Here is a 17,864-nt window from a genome sequence, read left to right on the forward strand (position 1 = left end):
TCGGATTCTCCCTTTTCCGCGCGGCCTCGGGCGTCAGCGGGTTGCGTCGAAACGGGCGAATTTGGCCCGCCGTTCGAGATCGATGAGGCGTCCGCTGCGGCGCGGCCGTGGGACGGAGGGCGGCGCAATGGCGGCGGTCTGCGGCTCGGCGTCGGCGGCCACAACCGATTCGCGCGGCGGCGGCTCCATGGCGAAAGCGCTCGCGGCGCCGGCGCTCGAAAACACGCGCACGAAGTCCCGAATGAATGCGCCCATTCCGGCGCGATTGACGGCATATAACTGAAACACGGCTTCCCCTTCCCTGTCGCGGCGGCGCGCGACTCGTCGCTTCATGCGGACCGACGGCGCGCGGCTCAAAAGCGTGCGGGCAGCGTCGTCTGCGGAGACAGATCAGGAGAAGGCGGGAGGCGCTCGCGCCCGGATGAGATGATCGTGGCGCGACGGCGCGCTCTCGTCATCGGCGACCACCCAGCCGGTCAGGCTCGCGGGAATGGCCGCCGCGCAGACGGCGGCGCGTGGCGCGACCGGCGGCGCGACGCCGCCGCATAGAGCGCAGAGACTGCAAAGCTCCGGCGAAACTTGCGGCAGGCCGGTGGGTCGCGCCTCATCCGCGGAGATCACGACGCTCGCGGTCGAGCAGGCCGTCGGAGCGTCGGAGCCCATCGCCATGCGCGCCGCCGCCGGCGCCAAGGCCTGAACGGCCAGGGCCAGAGCGAACAGCAGAGCGCAGAGGAAGTTGCGACCCATTCCGCCTCGACGAGCAGTGCCGCACAAAGCGCGGCGTGGCCGGACTCTGGCGCAATCGAAGCGCCGGAGCAAGCAATTCCCTGGTTTGCGGCGCACCCTGATGTGATGCGCCGCAACATGAATCGACCGGCCTTCCGGCGCTACGGCAGCCCTAGCGCAAAGAGCGGCAAGCGACACCCGCCCGAATTTGAATCCGGGGCTTCTTCATGTTAAGGCTGCGCCGGCCCTGAAGGGATTTGGTGATGAAGTCGGGCAGTTTACGCGCAGCGCTGCTGATCTTCGCCCTCGTCGTGCAGTCGGCGTTGAGCGGGTTGGTCATGCCTTCGAGCGCGGCGGCCAAAGTCGGCTCGACGATCGCCGCGCCGCCGCATTGCCATCGACACGGCTCCACCCCCGACGACGACGGACGCTCCAAGCGCCAGTGCGCTTTCTGTCCGTTTTGCTCCGCCAATTTGGACACGCTGCTTCCGGTTTTGCACTGGGCGCAGGCGTCGTGTCCGCGGGTTGCGGGCTTTTTAGCGACTTTCGTCGGCGCGGCTCCGCGCATAGAGCTCGCACATGCGCCGCAGCAGGCCCGGGCTCCGCCGCGCGCCTGATACGCGAAACGCTCCGCCTCTTTCATCTGCATCGTCTCCGCCTCGCACGGCTGTTTCGTTCCGCCCCGTCGCGCCTTTGCTGCGCGTGAGCGGTCGGCGAACGCCGCCGAAACGCACGGATTCACCACTCATGTCGCCATCATCCAGACTTTTGCGCAGCGCTTCCGCCTGCGCTCTCGCGCTCGCCTCGCTCCCTTTCGCCGCTCATGCGCAGGAAGAGCTGCCGACCATCGATGTCGCCGGCCAGTCCGCCGGCGGCTCCTCCGCGCCAGCAGAAAAGAAGCCTTTCAGCGGATCCTATGTGCCGGAGAGCGTCTCGCACACGACCGTGGTCAGCTCGGCGACGCGCGAGGAGATCGACAAGACCGTCAATACGATGACGACGGCCGAGACCTTCAAATATCTGCCGAGCGTGCTCGTGCGTGAGCGCTTCATAGGCGACCGCAACGCAACAGTGCAGGGCCGCGTCAACAATCCTCAGGACAGCGCCCGCACCATGGTCTACGCCGACGGCGTGCTGCTCTCCAATTATCTCGGCAATTCCTACGCTTATCCGCCGCGCTGGGGCATGGTCTCGCCCGCGGAAATCGACCGTATCGATGTCATCGCCGGGCCGATGTCGGCGCTTTACGGCGGCAATTCGCTCAGCGGCGTCTACACGGTGACGACCCGCATGCCCGACCATTTCGAAGTGCATGCATCGGCCACGGGGGCCCTGCAACCCTTCAACTGGTACAACACCAACACGACCAATCTGTCGGGGAATATGAACATCCTCGTCGGCGACCGCATCAATGATCTGTCGTTCTGGTTCGGCTACGACAGGCTCGACGCGCAGGGGCAGACGCAAACTTTCTCTCTCAATCCACGCACGTCGGCGGCGGGCAAGAATGTGATCGAGGGTTACGGCGGCGTGCTGGCGCCCGACCCCAGCGGGACGCCGTACAATCTCGTCGCTGGCGGCGCCGGGGCCGATCACAGCCAGCAGCACATGGGCAAGTTCAAGATCGCCTATGATCTCGCTCCGGGCGTGCGCGCCAAATATCAGATCGGCTTCTGGTCGCTCGTCGACGACACTTTCGTCGATCCTTATCTGACGACGAAGGACGGCGTGCCGATCTATAATCTCGGTAAGAACACGCTGATCGGCGGCGCGCTGGGAGCCTATTCGATCTCCGGCCTCAATCCGACCCATTCGAATGCATCGCATCTCATGCAATCGGCGGAATTGAAGAGCGACACCGGCGGCGTGTTCGATTACGATCTCGTCGCGACCCAATATAATTACCTGCGCGACTATACAAACTCGGCTACATCCTACGGGCTCATACCGACCGCCGCGGCCGACGGCACGATCAGCTATTCGACAAATCCTTCTGGATCCAATGTCAATCAGGGCGGCAACTACTGGCGCACCTTCGACGCCCGGGCGATCTATCGCCCCGAAGTCGATATGTTGGGCAGACATGTTCTGTCGTTCGGCGGCAACGCCTGGACCTACTCGCTCAACAGCGTCCAGACCAACACTTTGAACTGGACATCGAATTTCTATACGTCGATCAAGGCCCTCAATTACGGCAAGGTCGACATGAAGGGCGTTTATCTCCAGGACGAATGGAAGTTCCACCCGCAATGGCGCCTGACACTCGGCGCTCGTGGGGATTTTTGGGACGCCTATGACGGGGCCAATTACAATCCGGGCAAGGCGTCGACTCAGTTTCAAACGTCGCAGAAAGGCGCCTTCTCTCCCAAGGGCGCGCTCGAATATCAAGTGACGCCCGAGTTCCTGATGCGCGCCTCGATCGCCCGAAACTATCGCTTCCCGACGGTCACAGAGCTGTTCCAGGGAATCACGACTCCCAACTCCCAGCTCATCAACAATCCCTATCTCCAGCCCGAATCCTCGACCTATTACGAGGCGACCGGCGAATATCGCTGGGCCAACGCCTTCAACGGCGCCGTGGGCATGATCGTTCCGCGCGTCAGCCTGTTCATGGACGACCGCTGGAACTTCATCAACAGCCAGACGACTCTGATCGGCGGATTTTCGACGACCGCGCAGTCGAACATCGACAAGATCCGCATACGCGGCGTCGAAGGCGCGATCAATATGACGGATGTCTACGTGCCGGGGTTGAATTTCAACGCCAGCGCGACCTTCGTCGACGCTAAAATCCTGTCGGACTCGACCATGCCCTATATCCAGGGCAATCAGGTGCCGCGCATTCCGCGCATTCGCATGCGCGCGGTGGCGAGCTACAGTCCGACGCCGGACTTCTCCCTCGCCGCCGGCGTGCGTTTCGCGACGGGCGCTTTCACGCAGCTCACCAACACCGACTTCAGCCACGACGTCTATGGCAACACCGACAGCTCCTATCTCGTGTTCGACGCCAAGGCGAATTACAAATTCGCGCCGAACTGGACGCTCACGGCGGGCATCGACAATATCGGGCGCTACAAATATCTCGTGAACCCGAACCCCTATCCGCAGCGCACCTTCTTCCTCGGCGTGAAATATGATTTCGGCGGCCCACAGCAGACTGCCTCGGCATCGGGAAATGGCGGTTACAACGCGCCTGCCGGGGGCGGCGGAAACGCGCCGCTCAGCGGAGGCTCGCCGACGATTACGCGCTGACGGCTCCGCCCGTGCGAAATGCGTGATCGCGCCGCGAGGAGGGCCTTCCCTTCCTCGCGGCGCATGACCCGAGACGATCGGGCGCAAGCTCGACACGGAGAAGCAAGCGGGGGCGTATTCATCAACACTTTCGAGAAGCTATTGAATTCACTTGGCCACGACGAGACCCGGCCGTTCATGGACGGCGCATCCGACGCATGCATCGCGACGACGCCCATGCAGACGAGGCCGCACAGCGCTAGACGATGGCCCGGAAGCCAGCGCCAGACCCACGATCGCCTTCCGACAGAATCAGGCGCGCCCCGCCGCGGAGATCGCGACAGCAACGGGGCAGGAGCCGCCGAGCAAATGACCAAACGCTCAGGGCGCCGCGCCTTTTGCCTCGAGCTTTGTCGAGAATGTCACAGATTTTGCTACAGTCGCTTTGCGGGGCCCGGGAGGGCGTCGCGCCACGACCATCGGAACCCCATTCCCCTCGGCCGTCATGCGCTCTAGAGTAGGATCTATGTATATATCCGTCACTCGCGACATTCAGGTCACCGCGCTTCCCGACTTTTTGCCGGAGCGCTCCGACCCCGCCCAGGACCGGTTCGTCTGGTCCTATACGATCGAGATCGCCAATCTCGGCAAGGAGAGAGTCCAGCTGCTGTCCCGGCACTGGATCATCATCGACGCCTACGGCCGTCGTGAGGAGGTGAAGGGACCGGGGGTCGTCGGCGAGCAGCCGATTCTCGAGCCCGGCGAGAGCTTTCGCTACGCCTCCGGCTGTCCACTGTCGACGCCGTCCGGAATGATGCAGGGGAGCTATACGATGATCACCGAGGGTGGCGAGACCTTCGACATCGAAGTGCCCGCCTTCTCGCTCGACAGCCCTCTTTCCAAGCCGACGCTGAACTGAGGCGCGCATGTCGACGCTGGAGCGGACGATCGAGCTGACCGGGCGGCTGGTCGCTTTCGACACCGAGAGCTCGAGGAGCAATCTGCCGCTCATCGACTTCGTCGCCGATTATCTGCGCGGCGAGGGCGTTCCCTTCGTCGTCGCGCCCAACGCCACCGGCGACAAGGCGGCGCTGTTCGCCACCATCGGCCCGAATGTCGACGGCGGCATCGTTCTCTCCGGCCACACCGACGTCGTGCCGGTTGCCGGCCAGAACTGGACCGGCGATCCCTTCGCGCTGCGCCGTGAGGGCGAGCGGCTGATCGGCCGCGGCGCCGTCGACATGAAAGGCTTCGGCGCCGTCTGCCTCGCCATGGTCCCGGAATTCAAAGCGGCGGCGCTGCAGAGGCCGATCCACATCTTTTTGAGCTATGACGAGGAGACGACCTGCCTCGGTCCGCTCGATCTCATCGCCCGTTTCGGCGACGCACTGCCGCGTCCGGGCGCGGCGGTGATCGGCGAGCCGACCTCGATGCGCGTCGCCGACGCGCATAAGAGCGTCAGCACTTATGTGACGAGAGTGGTCGGCCACGAGATTCACTCGGCCAATCTGCACCGCGGCGCCAGCGCCGTGCATGCGGCGGCGCTCGTCGCCGGCGAGCTGCTGCGTCTCGGCGAGGAGCTCGTCGCCATGGGCGATCCGACCGGGCGATTCGATCCGCCCTGGTCCAGCCTGCACATCGGCGTCATTCAAGGCGGCACGGCGCGAAATATCGTCGCCAAGGACTGCGCCTTCCATTGGGAGGTGCGCGGCGTGCCGGGAATCGACGCCGCCGGTTTCGTGGAAAAACGGCTGGCGGCGTTCACGCAGGCGCTGAACGAGCGCTATTTCGCCGCTTTCCCGGGAACGGGAATCACGACGGAGATCGAGGTGGCGGTTCCCGGCCTCGCGCCGCAGCCCGGCTCGCCGGCGGAGACTCTGGCGCTGCGGCTCGCCCGCGCCAATCACACCGTCGCCGTGCCCTACGCTTCCGAGGCCGGCCAGTTCCAGCGAGCAGGAATCGCCAGCGTGATCTGCGGACCGGGGCGCATCGACGAGGCGCACCAGCCCGACGAATATATAGAGGTGGCGCAGCTCGCCGCCTGCGTTGAGTTCATGCGCTCGCTGGCGCGAGAGCTCGGCGCCTGACGCGCCGAGCATCCCGGTCTCCCGGCTCAGTAGCAGGCCCAGACCCACGTGCCGACCCAACGCCAGCACGGTCCGACGCCATAGCCCCACCAACGCCCTCGCCAATAGCGGCCGCGGCCGCCGCCGAAGTAGCGAGGACCGCCATGCCAGCCGCCGCCGCGCCAGCCGCCTCCGCCGCCGTGCCAGCCGCCGCCATGCCAACCGCCGCCACCGCCATGCCAGCCTCCGCCACCACCGCCGTGCCAACCACCGCCGCCGCCGCCGCCATGGTGTCCGCCGCCGCCATGACCGCCGCCGCCATGTCCATGCTGCGCGAGCGCCGCCGACGGCGCCGCGAGGGCCGCGCCGAGAGCGAGGACCAAAAGATATTTGTTCGACATTGTGGTCACCTCCGTTCGAGCGGCCGCGAAGCCGGCAAACTGCGCTGCGCCGCCGCTGTGAGGACAGAGGCTACCCCCCGAGGCTGCTCGCGCCCTGTGCGTTGTCGCACAGTTCGAGTTTTTTTCCCACCGACGGCCGCGCGAGACGCGAGGGCGGCGCCGCCATTGATTTCGGGAAGCGGGCGGCTATAGTCCGCGCCCGTCGGCCGCCCTTTCGGGGACGGCTCCAGGCGCGTCCGCCGCTTCCAAGAGATCGAACATGAAATTGATCCAGACCGCTCAAGCCGAGACCGATCCGGCGCCCGCCTCTCCGACGCCTCCCGCGCCCCCGGCTCCCCCCGCTCCTGCAGCCCCCGCCCCGGCCGCCCCGCCCGTTCCGCCGACCGCCTCGGTGCAGAGCGCTCCGGACGCCGCAGCGCCGCCCCCGCCCGCTCCCGATTCGATGATGCAATTCGTACCGCTGCTGTTCATCACGCTCATCGTCTACTTCATCGTGCTGCGGCCGCAGAACCGCCGCGCCAAGGAGCAGAAGGAAGCGCTGAAGAACGTGCGCCGCGGCGACACCGTCGTCACCACCGGCGGCCTCGTCGGCAAGGTCACCAAGACGATCGACGACGCCGAGGTGGAGGTCGAGATCGCGCAGAATGTGCGCGTGCGCATAGTCCGCCAGGCGATCTCCGACGTGCGCGCCAAGGGCGAGCCGGTAAAGGATCAAGCCGCCGCGCGCTGACGCAACGGCGATAATCGCTCGCCGCAATCGCGCCGGATCGGCCGGCGCGCGCGGCATTTTCATCGAACGGATGCTCGATGCTGCGCTTCTCCAAATGGAAGATCATCGCCGTTCTGGCGCTGACGCTCTCCGCTATTTTCGTCGTCGTTCCGAGCCTCGTCTCGCCGGCGAGCCTGCAGGCGATCTCCAAGGCGCTGCCCGAATGGGCGCAGCCGCGCACCATCGTGCTCGGCCTCGATCTGCAGGGCGGCTCCTATGTGATGCTGGAGGTCGACAAGGCCTCCGTGCTGCACACACAGGTGACCAATCTGCGCGACGACGTGCGCCGCATCCTGCGCGAGGAAAAAATCGCCATCACCGGCGGCATCGGCGCGCAGGCGCGCGGCGTGCAGCTGCGCGTTCCGGACGCCGCCGACCGCGCCAAGGCGATGCCCAAGCTGCGCCAGCTGGCGCAGGGCTTCGGCGCGGCGCGGATGGGCGGCGCGCCGCCGCTCGAAGTGCGCGAGGGCGAGGACGGACTCATTCAGATCGTCGTCACCGAGGTCGGCGTCACCGACAAGGTGCGACGCGCGGTCGACCAGTCGATCGAGGTCATCCGCCGCCGCGTCGACGCGCTCGGCACCAGAGAGCCGAGCATTCAGCGCCAGGGCGACGACCGAATCATCGTGCAGGTGCCCGGACTGCAGGACCCCGAGCAGCTGAAGACCATCCTCGGCCAGACGGCCAAGCTCGAATTCCGCCTCGTCGCCGAGCCCGGCGCGAGCCCTTCGGAGACCGAGGAGCTCGAGCAGACCGAGCAGCAGGGCAAGATCGGCATCGAGAAGCAGGTGATGGTGCAGGGCGAGGATCTGACCGACGCCCAGCCCGGCTTCGACCAGCGCAATGGCGAGCCGGTCGTCAACTTCCGCTTCAACATTCGCGGCGCGCAGAAGTTCGGCGACGTGACCTCGAAGAATGTCGGCCGCCTCTTCGCCATCGTGCTCGACAACAAGGTGATCTCGGCGCCGCGCATCCTGACGCCGATCACCGGCGGCTCGGGACAAATCTCCGGCCATTTCACGGTCGAGCAGGCCAACAACCTCTCGATCCTGCTGCGCGCCGGCGCCCTGCCCGCCAAGCTCGACATCGTCGAGGAGCGCACGGTCGGTCCCGGCCTCGGCCAGGATTCGATCGACGCCGGCAAGCGCGCCGCCTATGTCGGCGCCGGCCTCGTCGTCGTCTATATGCTGATCACCTATGGCGTGTTCGGAATCTTCGCCAATCTGGCGCTGTTCGTCCATATCGCCTTCATCTTCGCCGGCCTCGTGCTCACCGGCTCCACGCTGACACTGCCCGGCATAGCCGGGATCGTGCTGACGATCGGCATGGCGGTCGATTCGAACGTGCTGATCTATGAGCGCATCCGCGAGGAGCAGCATGGCGGACGCTCGATCCTCGCCTCGCTCGACGCCGGCTTCAACCGCGCCTTCGCGACGATCGTCGACTCCAATGTCACCATGTTCGTCGCCGCGGCGATCCTGTATTTCCTCGGCTCCGGCCCGGTGCGCGGCTTCGCCGTGTCGCTGGCGCTCGGCATTCTGACGACCATCGTCACCGCCGTGACGATGACGCGCATGATGATCGCGGCCTGGTATCACTTCGCGCGTCCGACGCGCCTGCCGATCTGAGGGTGTGAAACAGATGAAGCTCCTGCGTCTCGCCCCGGAGAACACCAAATTCCCGTTCATGCGGTTCCGCCGCGTGAGCTATCCCTTCTCGGCGGTCCTCTCGATCGCATCGGTGCTGCTGTTCATCCTTCACGGCATGAATTTCGGCATCGACTTCGCCGGCGGCACGGTGATCGAGGTGCGCGCCAAATCCGGCCACGCCGAGATGGCCACGCTGCGCAAGACGGTCGAGACGCTGGCGCTCGGCGACGTCGAGGTGCAGGCCTTCGGCAATGAGGCGGACGCGACCTTGCGCTTCGGCCTGCAGGACGGCGGCGACGCCGCGCAGCAGGCCGCGGTGGAGAAGGTGCGCAGCGCCGTCGGCGGCGACTATGATCTGCGCCGCGTCGAGGTGGTCGGCCCGCGCGTCTCCGGCGAATTGGTGCAATCGGGCACGCTCGGCGTCGTTCTATCGATCGTCGCCGTGCTCACCTATCTCTGGTTCCGCTTCGAATGGCAGTTCGCTATCGGCGCCGTCATCGCGACGATGCACGATCTTCTGCTCACGGTCGGCTTCTTCTCGATCACCCAGCTCGAGTTCAACACGACCTCGATCGCGGCGATCCTGACCATCGTCGGCTATTCGCTGAACGAGACCGTCGTCGTGCTCGACCGAATCCGTGAGATGATGCGCAAATATAAGAAGATGCCGACGGATCAGATGATCGATCTGTCGATCAACGCCGTGCTGCCGCGCACCATCATGACGGCGACGACCGTGTTCCTCGCGCTATTATCGCTGGCGATCTTCGGCGGCCATGTGATCCGCAGCTTCTCGCTGGCGATGATCTGGGGCATTTTCGTCGCCACCTATTCCTCGGTGTTCATCTGCTCGCCGATGCTGATCTATCTCGGCCTGCGCAGCGACGAGAATGACAAAGCGCCCGAGCCTGCGCCGAGCAAGCCGGCCAAAGCCGCGCGCGCGAAGCCGAAGGCGGCCTGAGGCGCGGCCGTGGCGGAGCAAGGGCGGGGATTCGTGCCGGGACGGCACAAGATCGACGCCTATGGCGACGGCGGCTTCCGCTTCGCCGAAATGTCGCATCGCGGCTCGCTGCTCGCGCTGCCGTCGGGCGTTCATGCGATCGACGCCTTTGACGCCGCCGCCGTCGACGAAGCGATGGTCGCGCCGCTCCTCGCCGAGCCGCCGGAGGCCGTCGAGCTGCTGATCTTCGGCGCCGGCGCCAATCTGCGCCCGCTCGGCGCCGCGCTCCAAGCCCGCTTGCGCGCGCGCGGAATCATGGTCGAGCCGATGGCGACTGGCCCGGCCGTGCGCACCTATAATATGCTGATCGACGAGGATCGGCGCGTCGCTGCGGTGCTCATCGCCGTTTAGTTCTCCTGCGTCATGAGAAGCCGTGAAGAATGGGGCGGCGTCATTGCGAGGAGCGTAGCGAAAGCAATCCAGGAGCCGCCCCACGGCTGAAGGATTGCTTCGCTTCGCTCGCAATGACGAGCCCCGACTCCCGCGACTCGAATCATGGCGCTATTCTCGAGAGTAGCGGAGCCAATCGAGATGGACGACGCGCCGACACACAGCGACGCCGAGCTCGCAGAGAATTACCGGCGCTGCGAGAAGCTCGTCCGCGAGCAGGACATCGACCTCTGGCTCGCCACCCTCTTCGCGCCAGCGCAGGCGCGCCCGCATCTTCACGCCATCGGCGCCTTCGCGGTCGAGGTCGCCGGCGTGCGCGCCAAGACGTCGCAGCCCCTGCTCGGGGAAATGCGTCTACGATGGTGGTATGACGCGCTGGAGGCGCCGGGCGAAGCGGGAGCGGGCGAGGAGAGCGGCGGCGCGCGCGCGCATCCGATCGCCGATGCGCTCATCGACACGCTGGACCGGCGCGCCATCGCGCGGGAGGAGGTCGTCCGCCTGCTCGAGGCCCATGTGTTCGACCTCTATGACGAGCCGATGGAGACGATGGAGGCTCTCGAAACCTATTGCGACAATGTGTTCGGCGCGCCGATGCGCTGGCGGGCCGCCGCCATCGACGCCGAGGACGCCGCGCGCCAGGACGAGGCGCTGCGCAGCGCCGGCCGCGCCGCCGGGCTTGCCTGGGTGATGCGTTCCCTGCCCCGCCACATCGCGCTCGGTCAGCGATTCGTTCCCGCCGAGCTCATGGCGCGCCATCGCGCCGAGGAAGACTTCGCCCATGCGCGCGCGACGCCGACGACGCGCGCCGCCCTCGCCGAGCTGAGCGCGCGCGCCCGCGCCCATTACGAGACCGCCAGGCGCTCCATCCGCGACGACGGCGCCGCCCGCGCGGCGCTGCTGCCCGCAGCGCTCGTTCCGCTCTATCTGCGGCCGATGGAAGGCGCGGCCTATGATCCGTTCCGGCCGCCGGCTCCGCCCGCGCAATGGCGCCGGCAATGGCGGCTCTGGCGCGCCGCCCGCAGCGGGGGACTATGAGCTCCATCCCATCCGACGCTCGGCACGACAAAGAAAACGCGCGACCGACCGACTCCCCGCAGTTTCGCGCCGAGTCCGGCGGACATCTCGAAACGGACGGATTCATGACCAATCCAGCCGACGCCGATTTCGGCCATCAAGCGAGACAGCTTCGCGTCGACACACTGATCATTCTGCGTTGGCTGGCGATCATCGGCCAGACCATAGCGACGCTCGCGACCTATTTTACTTCAACTTCGATTTTCCTATCGGCCTCAGCTTCATCGCCATCGCCACCTCGGCCTGCCTCAATGTGGCGCTGCGGCTCGGCACGCCGCGCACCTTCCGGCTCGACGACAGCGAGGCGGCGCTGCTCCTGTCCTATGACATATTGCAGCTCTCGGCCCTGCTCTATCTCACCGGCGGCGTCGCCAATCCTTTCGCCATGCTGTTCCTCGCGCCGGTGATGATCTCGGCGGTGTCGCTGCCGCGCAAGCTCACCATTCTGCTCGGCCTGCTGATGATCGCCGCAGCGACGATCCTCACCGTCGAATTCCTGCCTCTGCCCTGGTACGAAGGCGTGCAGCTGCATTTCCCGCTGCTCTATCGCACCGGCGTCTGGACCTCGCTGGTGCTCAGCGCCGCCTTCGTCGGTCTCTATGCCGCGCGCGTATCCGACGAGGCGCGGCTGCTCTCCACCGCGCTCGCCGCGACCGAGCTGGTGCTGGAGCGCGAGCAGCATCTCTCGGCTCTCGACGGGCTCGCCGCCGCTGCGGCCCATGAGCTCGGCACGCCGCTCGCGACCATCGCGCTCGTCACCAAGGAGCTGCAGAAATCCGTGCCGGAGAACGCGCCGGCGCTCGCCGACGATCTCGCTCTGCTGGCGCAGGAGGCGCTGCGCTGCCGGGAGATTCTCCGCAAGCTGGTCTCGCTCGGCTCGGAGGACACGGGCGGGCTCCTCGATCAGCATTCGATGGAGACGCTGATCCAGGAGGTGGTCGAGCCGCACCGCGCCTTCGGCGTCGACGTCGAGGTGGTCAAGAGCGGCCCGCCGGACGAGCCGGCCTTCATGCGCAATCCGGCCATCGTCTACGGCCTCGGCAATCTCGTCGAGAACGCGGTCGATTTCGCCCATTCGAAGGTGAGGATCGAGGCCTCCTGGTCGCGCAATCTGGTCGTCGTCGTCATAGAGGACGACGGCCCGGGCTTCTCGCAGCATATTCTCAATCGGCTCGGCGATCCTTATGTGAGCGGACGCTCCACCATTCGCCGCACCAAGACCGAGCCGGGCGCCGGCCTCGGCCTCGGCCTCTTCATCGCCAAGACCCTGCTCGAGCGCTCCGGCGCCACGGTGACGACCGCCAATGTGCCGCCGCCGAAAACGGGCGCCAAGGTGACGATCGTCTGGCCGCGCTCGGCGCTGGAGCGCAACGCCGCGCCCGCCGATGCGTGGGCGGGAGAAGAACAAACGGCTTCGCCCGACGCGCAGCAGTGATATATTCAGGGGGGACCATGATCCGGGACGGCGACGCAATGACGATCGAAGAGAACAGCGCCGAGGACGCCGATTTCGACGAGGCCGCCGAGCTGCCGCACGAGCGCTCGCTGCTGATCGTCGAGGACGACAAGCCCTTCCTCACGCGGCTGACGCGGGCCATGGAAGCGCGCGGCTTCGCCGTCACCGCGGTGGAGACGGTCGCCGAGGGGCTCGCCGCGGTCGAGGCCGCCGCCCCCGCCTTCGCCATCATCGACATGCGGCTCGGCGACGGCAATGGCATAGACGTGATCTCGCGGCTGAAGGAGAAACGTCCCGATTCGCGCGGCATCATCCTGACCGGCTATGGCAATATCGCCACGGCGGTCACGGCGGTGAAGCTCGGCGCCTTCGATTATCTCGCCAAGCCCGCCGACGCCGACGAAATCTACCATGCGCTGATGGCGACGCAGATCGAGAAACCCGACGCGCTCGAAAACCCCATGTCGGCCGACCGGGTGCGCTGGGAGCATATTCAGCGCGTCTATGAGTCCTGCGACCGCAACGTCTCGGAGACGGCGCGCCGGCTCAACATGCACCGCCGCACGCTGCAGCGCATATTGGCCAAGCGCGCGCCGCGATGACGCGGTCAACGCTCGTCGCGATGCGAGGCGAGATAGAGACGCTCCGCCGCCGCGCCGGCGAAGCGCAGCAGCATCGCCCTGCGGCTCGCCGGAGCGAGACGATGCACAGGCGCCTCACGCAGCAGCAGCGCGCCATGGCCGTCGGCGACGATGAGCCCGGCGTCGGCGGGAAAGACATCCGGCTCCAGATCTCCGGGAACGGCGAAATAGAAACGGTCGCAATGGATGCGGTAATCCATCCATTTATGATCGGCGCGAAAATCGGCGAGCGAGGATTTGACCTCGACGATGCGGATCACGCCGTCGGGCGCGAGGGCGACGAGATCGGCGCGCCGCCCGCCCGGCAGCGGCAGCTCGGTCAATATCGAGAAGCCGGCCGCACGCAGATAGCGGCGCGTCCCGCGCGTCACGAGGCGCGCGTTCTCCTCGCGAAGGCTCACGCCGGCTGGCGGGAAAGGTGCGAAATCCATTCAGGCGCTCATGCCCGTCTCGATGCGGCGACGAGCGCGATCTTGGCCCCGACGCCCGGTCTCGCGCAAGCGCTCGAACGAATCGGACCGAGGAGAATCGCCCCAAAATGAAATCGACGCTCGCCCTTCTTCTCCTCGCCCTCGGCGCCGGCGCCGCGAACGGCGCCGAGCGCGTCGTCAATATTTTCAATTGGAGCGACTATATCGATCCCTCCGTGCTCGAGGACTTCACCCGCGAGACCGGCGTGAAGGTCGTCTATGACACCTTCGACTCCAATGAAGTTCTGGAGACGCGCCTGCTCGCCGGCTCCGCCGGCTATGACGTCGTCGTCCCCTCGGCGACCTTCCTGCAGCGCGAGATCAAAGCCGGCGTGTTTCAGACGCTCGACAAGAACCAGCTGCCCAATCTGAAGAATGTCTGGCCCGAGGTGGCGATGCGGCTTTCCCGCTACGACCCGGGCAATCTCTACGCCGTCAACTACATGTGGTTCACGACGGGCGTCGCCTACAATGTCGCCAAGATCAAGGAGCGCATCGGCGACAGGCCGATCCTCTCCTGGGACCAGGTGCTGAAGCCGGACAATCTGCGAAAGTTCTCCGACTGCGGCGTCTATGTGCTCGACAGTCCCGAAGATCTGTTCGCGACCGCGCTCAATCAGCTGAAGCTCGATCCGAACTCCAAGGACCCGAGCGACATCCGCCGCGCCGCCGATCTGCTCTCGGGCATGCGCCGCTACGTGAAGAAATTCCACTCCTCCGAATATATCAACGCGCTCGCCAATGGCGACATCTGCCTCGCCATCGGTTGGGCGGGCGACAGCTTTCAGGCGCGCAACCGCGCGCGCGAAGCCGCCAACGGCGTCGACATCAATTATGTGATTCCGCAGGAAGGCGCGCTGATGTCGCTCGACAATCTCGCTATTCCGAAGGACGCGCCACACCCGCGAGAAGCGCATCTCTTCATCGATTTTCTGCTGCGTCCCGACATCGCCGCGCGCAACACCATGGTGACGAATTTCGCCAATGGCGTCGCCGCCTCGCGGCCGCTCATCGACAAGGAGATCGCCGAACATCCGGCGATCTATCCCGATCTGCCGGCGATGAAGAAGCTGTTCACTGTCACAGCTCCCGATCTGCCGATCCAGAAGATCGTCACGCGCGAATGGACGCGCGTGAAAACCGGGCGCTGATCGGCCGTCGCGCACGAGGCGCGAGAGCGGCCGCGACCGCCGTCGCGGCGTCGCGCCAGCACTCGTCATAGGATTGCGCCGGCAAAGGCTCAACGCCCCGGGGCCCGAGCGAGGCCAGCGCCTCGACATAGGCGGCGACGTCGGCCGCGCCTTCGACGAGGCGCAGAGAGCCGCCCGCGAGCGCGCGGCGATAGCCGCGATGATGATCGAGCTCGGCCGCGTCGCGCGGCGCATTGACGATCACCGGCCGCCCCGATTGCAAGCAGGCGAGCACGCTGCCGCGCCGCGAGGTGAGCCCCTCGGGAAAGCGATAGACGAAGCAATCGACCTCGCGAAACAGCGCGTTGAGCTCGGCGAAATCATCGACATAGCCGGTGACGAGGATCCGATCGTCGACGCGAAGATCCCGCGCCTTGGCGAAGAACTCCTCCTCGACGCGATCCACGCCCTTCACGAAGCCGCCGATGAAGACGCAGAACACGCCGCGCGCCGCCTGCGCGACATCGAGCACGAAGCCGCACTGCTTCTTCGGATAGATCGAACCGAAATGGCCGACGATCAGCGCGCCTCGAGCTTTCGCTTCCCGCAGCCGCGCCGCGACAGGCGGCGCCGCCGCCGGCGCGACCGGCGGAATATTGGAAGGGATCGGCGCAATCACGCTCGGCTTGTTCATGAAACGCATCACGCGGCTCTCCTCGAAACCCGAGCGAACGTGCGGCGACGAGAACACGAGACGTTGAGCGACGAGCGCATAGGCGCCGACGACAATGCGCCGACGCCAATCGAGATCAGCCCATTCATGCAGCACGAGCACGCTGACGCGGCCGCGCAGCCGCGCCATGATCAACGCTGCGAGCGGCGTCAGCAACATCGCCTTCCAGGCCACCACCGGCACATTGATCGCGAGCGCTTCCGCCTCCGCCAGCGCGCGCCAGATCGCTGCGAGATCGCGCAAGCGGCCAGAAACGGAAAGACTGCGCGCCTCGCCGCCGATCCGCCCCCAGGTCGCAGCGATTCCCCGTGCAAAAGCTTCGACGCCGCAAGGCGCTCCCGCCGTCGACACCAGAAACAAAGTCTTCCTCGGCGCAGGCTCCACCGTCATCACTATCCTCTTTCGAAATGCAGCGTCAGGCGGACTTGCGCGCCGGCGGCCCGATCTCGCCCTCTCCGAGCGGGCCGAAACGACTCGCGGAAAACACGTCCGGCTCGACTGCCGTAATGACGAGATTTTCGGCCCGCTCCTCTCGCTCGTCCATTTTCGACACGCGCGCGGCGCTGGCCCGGTCGCGCAGGAAGGCGATGCCGAGCCCAGCGGCGAGCCCCGCCACGAGCCCCGCCCCGCCCATCAACGCCCCGCTCGGCGGGAAGCTGCGCGACACCGGCGGCGTCGCCATTGTGATGATATGCGTGCTCGCCGCGTCGAGCTGCCGCGCCTCGCTGGTCTGCCGCGCACGATTGAGAAAAGACTGATAAATGCTGCGGCTCGCATCGACCTCGCGCTCGAGATCACGCAGCTTGACCGAGGCCTGCGCCGCATCCGCGGCCGTGGTCTCGAGCTTGCGCACCTCCCGACTGAGCGCTTCTTCCGTCGCGCGCGCGCGCTCATAATCCTTGCGCAGCGACCCGGCGACACGACCGAGCTCGGAAGCGACGAGGCGTTTCGTCTCGGCGAGCCGCGCCGTGGCGTTGCGCACGACCGGATGCTGCGGACCGAGATCGGCGGAGAGATCGGCTAGGCGCTGCGCGGCTTCCGCCTGCTGATTGCGCGCATTGTTCAGCGTCATCAGATTCATGCTCGCGGCGATGTCGGCGAGATCGGCGTCCGATCGCCCGCCGCGCCGCGCCTGCTCATAGCGCGAGCGCGTGTCCTCGAGCCGCGTGCGCGCAAAAGTGAGCTGCTGATTGAGCTCCTTGAGCCGCTGCTCGTCCACATAGAGCTCGCGCGTGCCGACGAGCCCGTGATGCGCTTTGTAATTCTCGACAGCTTTCTCGGATATGAGCACGCGCTCGCGCAGACTGTCGAGGCCGGCGGTGAAGGAGCTCGCCGCCTGTCTCGCCGCGTCCGCATGCATGGAGCCGCGCACATCGATATAGGCCTGCGCCACCGCATTGGCGATGCGCGCCGATTTCTTCGCGTCGTCGCTCGTCGCCGCAATGTCGATGATGAAGGTTCGCTCCGGGCGCCGCACCACGACGCGCGCGCCGAGCGCGCGCACCGCGCCGGCCAATCGCTCCGCCTCGGTCGGACGCGCGCCGACGCCGAACAGACGATAGAGCAGCGACGGCTGACCGGCGAATTCGGGATCGTCGACGAGATGCTCGACGCTCACCACGCGCTCCAGCACCGCTTGCGATGCGATAATGCGCGTCTGCGTCTCGACGAAATTGATGAAGCCGTTGGAATCCTGCCCTGGATTGTCGCCCTCGAGTCCCGGAAGGCTGCGCGGATCGAGATAGATCTGCGCGACGGCGACATAACGCGGCGTCAGCCCTTTGGAGAGGCCGAAGCCGATCGCGCCGCCGAGGACGGCGACGGCCAAGATGAGAAATCGCGCCCGCAGCCCGAGCGCCGCCAGTCGCTTGATCGTGACGGCGCCTTCCTGGCGCGGCTCCTTCGCGACAACGGCTTCACGCTCGCTCGCGTCTCGCGCCTCGGCGCTATAATCCAGCATGATGCGATGTCCGTTGCGGGCCCGAAGCTCGCGAGCGACGAAGACGCGTCGCGTCGGGTTTCGGAGCCGTGGTTGATTTTCTCCAAATCCGCGCCCCGCCGCCTGTGCTGCTAGTGACGAATCAAGACGAATTGCAGGCGACAATGCGGAATTGCGTATGTGTGAGAT

The 17,864-nt window shown here is 66.2% G+C and carries 18 protein-coding genes; 11 read left to right on the top strand and 7 right to left on the bottom strand.

From position 1 onward, the window contains the following. Window positions 1-33: 33 nt before the first annotated feature. From CQW49_RS02980 to CQW49_RS24990, 3 genes are all read right to left on the bottom strand, one after another. Window positions 34-288 carry a hypothetical protein gene (locus tag CQW49_RS02980; protein WP_003614962.1) on the bottom strand — a complete coding sequence of 85 codons (255 nt, stop codon included), beginning with the start codon at window positions 286-288 and terminating at the stop codon, window positions 34-36. Window positions 289-390: 102 nt separating this feature from the next. Next, window positions 391-747 carry a hypothetical protein gene (locus CQW49_RS02985; RefSeq protein WP_003614961.1) on the bottom strand — a complete coding sequence of 119 codons (357 nt, stop codon included), beginning with the start codon at window positions 745-747 and terminating at the stop codon, window positions 391-393. A 151-nt stretch (window positions 748-898) separates the two neighbouring features. After that, on the bottom strand, window positions 899-1,375 hold the full coding sequence (locus CQW49_RS24990; protein WP_003614959.1) for a hypothetical protein: 477 nt from the start codon (window positions 1,373-1,375) through the stop codon (window positions 899-901). A gap of 98 nt (window positions 1,376-1,473) precedes the next feature. Here CQW49_RS24990 and CQW49_RS02995 point away from each other — a divergent pair, with 98 nt between their 5' ends. The 3 genes from CQW49_RS02995 to argE all read left to right on the top strand — a co-directional run bounded on the left by CQW49_RS02995 (window position 1,474) and on the right by argE (window position 6,044). Then, entirely contained in the window at window positions 1,474-3,978 is a 2,505-nt protein-coding gene (locus tag CQW49_RS02995; protein ID WP_003614956.1) for a TonB-dependent receptor, read from the top strand. A gap of 505 nt (window positions 3,979-4,483) precedes the next feature. Continuing rightward, the gene (apaG, locus tag CQW49_RS03000; RefSeq protein ID WP_003614954.1) at window positions 4,484-4,876 is read left to right on the top strand and encodes a Co2+/Mg2+ efflux protein ApaG; all 393 of its coding nucleotides are present in this window, start codon (window positions 4,484-4,486) and stop codon (window positions 4,874-4,876) included. Between the two features lie 7 nt (window positions 4,877-4,883). Beyond that, the gene (gene argE / locus CQW49_RS03005) at window positions 4,884-6,044 is read left to right on the top strand and encodes an acetylornithine deacetylase (RefSeq protein ID WP_003614952.1); all 1,161 of its coding nucleotides are present in this window, start codon (window positions 4,884-4,886) and stop codon (window positions 6,042-6,044) included. A gap of 26 nt (window positions 6,045-6,070) precedes the next feature. Here argE and CQW49_RS24995 read toward each other — a convergent pair whose 3' ends face one another. After that, window positions 6,071-6,424 (bottom strand): hypothetical protein, encoded by a 354-nt coding sequence (locus CQW49_RS24995; RefSeq protein WP_024749317.1) that lies wholly within the window; start codon window positions 6,422-6,424, stop codon window positions 6,071-6,073. 259 nt (window positions 6,425-6,683) lie between these two features. Between CQW49_RS24995 and yajC the strand changes: the two genes are divergently transcribed. The 7 genes from yajC to CQW49_RS03045 all read left to right on the top strand — a co-directional run bounded on the left by yajC (window position 6,684) and on the right by CQW49_RS03045 (window position 13,364). Next, the gene (gene yajC, locus CQW49_RS25375; RefSeq protein WP_003611022.1) at window positions 6,684-7,154 is read left to right on the top strand and encodes a preprotein translocase subunit YajC; all 471 of its coding nucleotides are present in this window, start codon (window positions 6,684-6,686) and stop codon (window positions 7,152-7,154) included. 77 nt (window positions 7,155-7,231) lie between these two features. Further along, on the top strand, window positions 7,232-8,821 hold the full coding sequence (gene secD / locus CQW49_RS03020; protein WP_003611020.1) for a protein translocase subunit SecD: 1,590 nt from the start codon (window positions 7,232-7,234) through the stop codon (window positions 8,819-8,821). A gap of 13 nt (window positions 8,822-8,834) precedes the next feature. Further along, a complete protein-coding gene (gene secF / locus CQW49_RS03025; RefSeq protein ID WP_003611019.1) occupies window positions 8,835-9,803 on the top strand; it encodes a protein translocase subunit SecF in 969 nt (322 codons plus the stop codon). A 9-nt stretch (window positions 9,804-9,812) separates the two neighbouring features. After that, on the top strand, window positions 9,813-10,193 hold the full coding sequence (locus CQW49_RS03030) for an Mth938-like domain-containing protein (RefSeq protein ID WP_003611017.1): 381 nt from the start codon (window positions 9,813-9,815) through the stop codon (window positions 10,191-10,193). A gap of 180 nt (window positions 10,194-10,373) precedes the next feature. Next, window positions 10,374-11,267, top strand: a complete 894-nt coding sequence (locus CQW49_RS03035; protein WP_003611016.1) for a phytoene/squalene synthase family protein — start codon at window positions 10,374-10,376, stop codon at window positions 11,265-11,267. Window positions 11,268-11,445: 178 nt separating this feature from the next. Then, window positions 11,446-12,741 carry an ActS/PrrB/RegB family redox-sensitive histidine kinase gene (locus CQW49_RS03040; RefSeq protein ID WP_338065200.1) on the top strand — a complete coding sequence of 432 codons (1,296 nt, stop codon included), beginning with the start codon at window positions 11,446-11,448 and terminating at the stop codon, window positions 12,739-12,741. A 38-nt stretch (window positions 12,742-12,779) separates the two neighbouring features. Continuing rightward, the gene (locus CQW49_RS03045; RefSeq protein WP_040566586.1) at window positions 12,780-13,364 is read left to right on the top strand and encodes an ActR/PrrA/RegA family redox response regulator transcription factor; all 585 of its coding nucleotides are present in this window, start codon (window positions 12,780-12,782) and stop codon (window positions 13,362-13,364) included. 5 nt (window positions 13,365-13,369) lie between these two features. Here CQW49_RS03045 and CQW49_RS03050 read toward each other — a convergent pair whose 3' ends face one another. Further along, the gene (locus CQW49_RS03050; protein WP_003611011.1) at window positions 13,370-13,834 is read right to left on the bottom strand and encodes an MmcB family DNA repair protein; all 465 of its coding nucleotides are present in this window, start codon (window positions 13,832-13,834) and stop codon (window positions 13,370-13,372) included. A 107-nt stretch (window positions 13,835-13,941) separates the two neighbouring features. On the opposite strand from CQW49_RS03050, the gene CQW49_RS03055 reads away from it, so the two are divergent. Then, the gene (locus CQW49_RS03055; protein WP_003611009.1) at window positions 13,942-15,024 is read left to right on the top strand and encodes a polyamine ABC transporter substrate-binding protein; all 1,083 of its coding nucleotides are present in this window, start codon (window positions 13,942-13,944) and stop codon (window positions 15,022-15,024) included. Here CQW49_RS03055 and CQW49_RS03060 read toward each other — a convergent pair. Both CQW49_RS03060 and CQW49_RS03065 read right to left on the bottom strand, forming a co-directional pair. Beyond that, on the bottom strand, window positions 14,987-16,126 hold the full coding sequence (locus CQW49_RS03060) for a glycosyltransferase family protein (RefSeq protein ID WP_003611008.1): 1,140 nt from the start codon (window positions 16,124-16,126) through the stop codon (window positions 14,987-14,989). The two genes, CQW49_RS03055 and CQW49_RS03060, sit on opposite strands and share 38 nt — an antisense overlap. Window positions 16,127-16,151: 25 nt before the next feature. Next, complete coding sequence (locus CQW49_RS03065; RefSeq protein WP_003611007.1) at window positions 16,152-17,696, bottom strand: GumC family protein; 1,545 nt, start codon at window positions 17,694-17,696, stop codon at window positions 16,152-16,154. Window positions 17,697-17,864: the final 168 nt, after the last annotated feature.

This window comes from Methylosinus trichosporium OB3b (assembly GCF_002752655.1).
Taxonomy (GTDB): Bacteria; Pseudomonadota; Alphaproteobacteria; order Rhizobiales; family Beijerinckiaceae; genus Methylosinus; species Methylosinus trichosporium.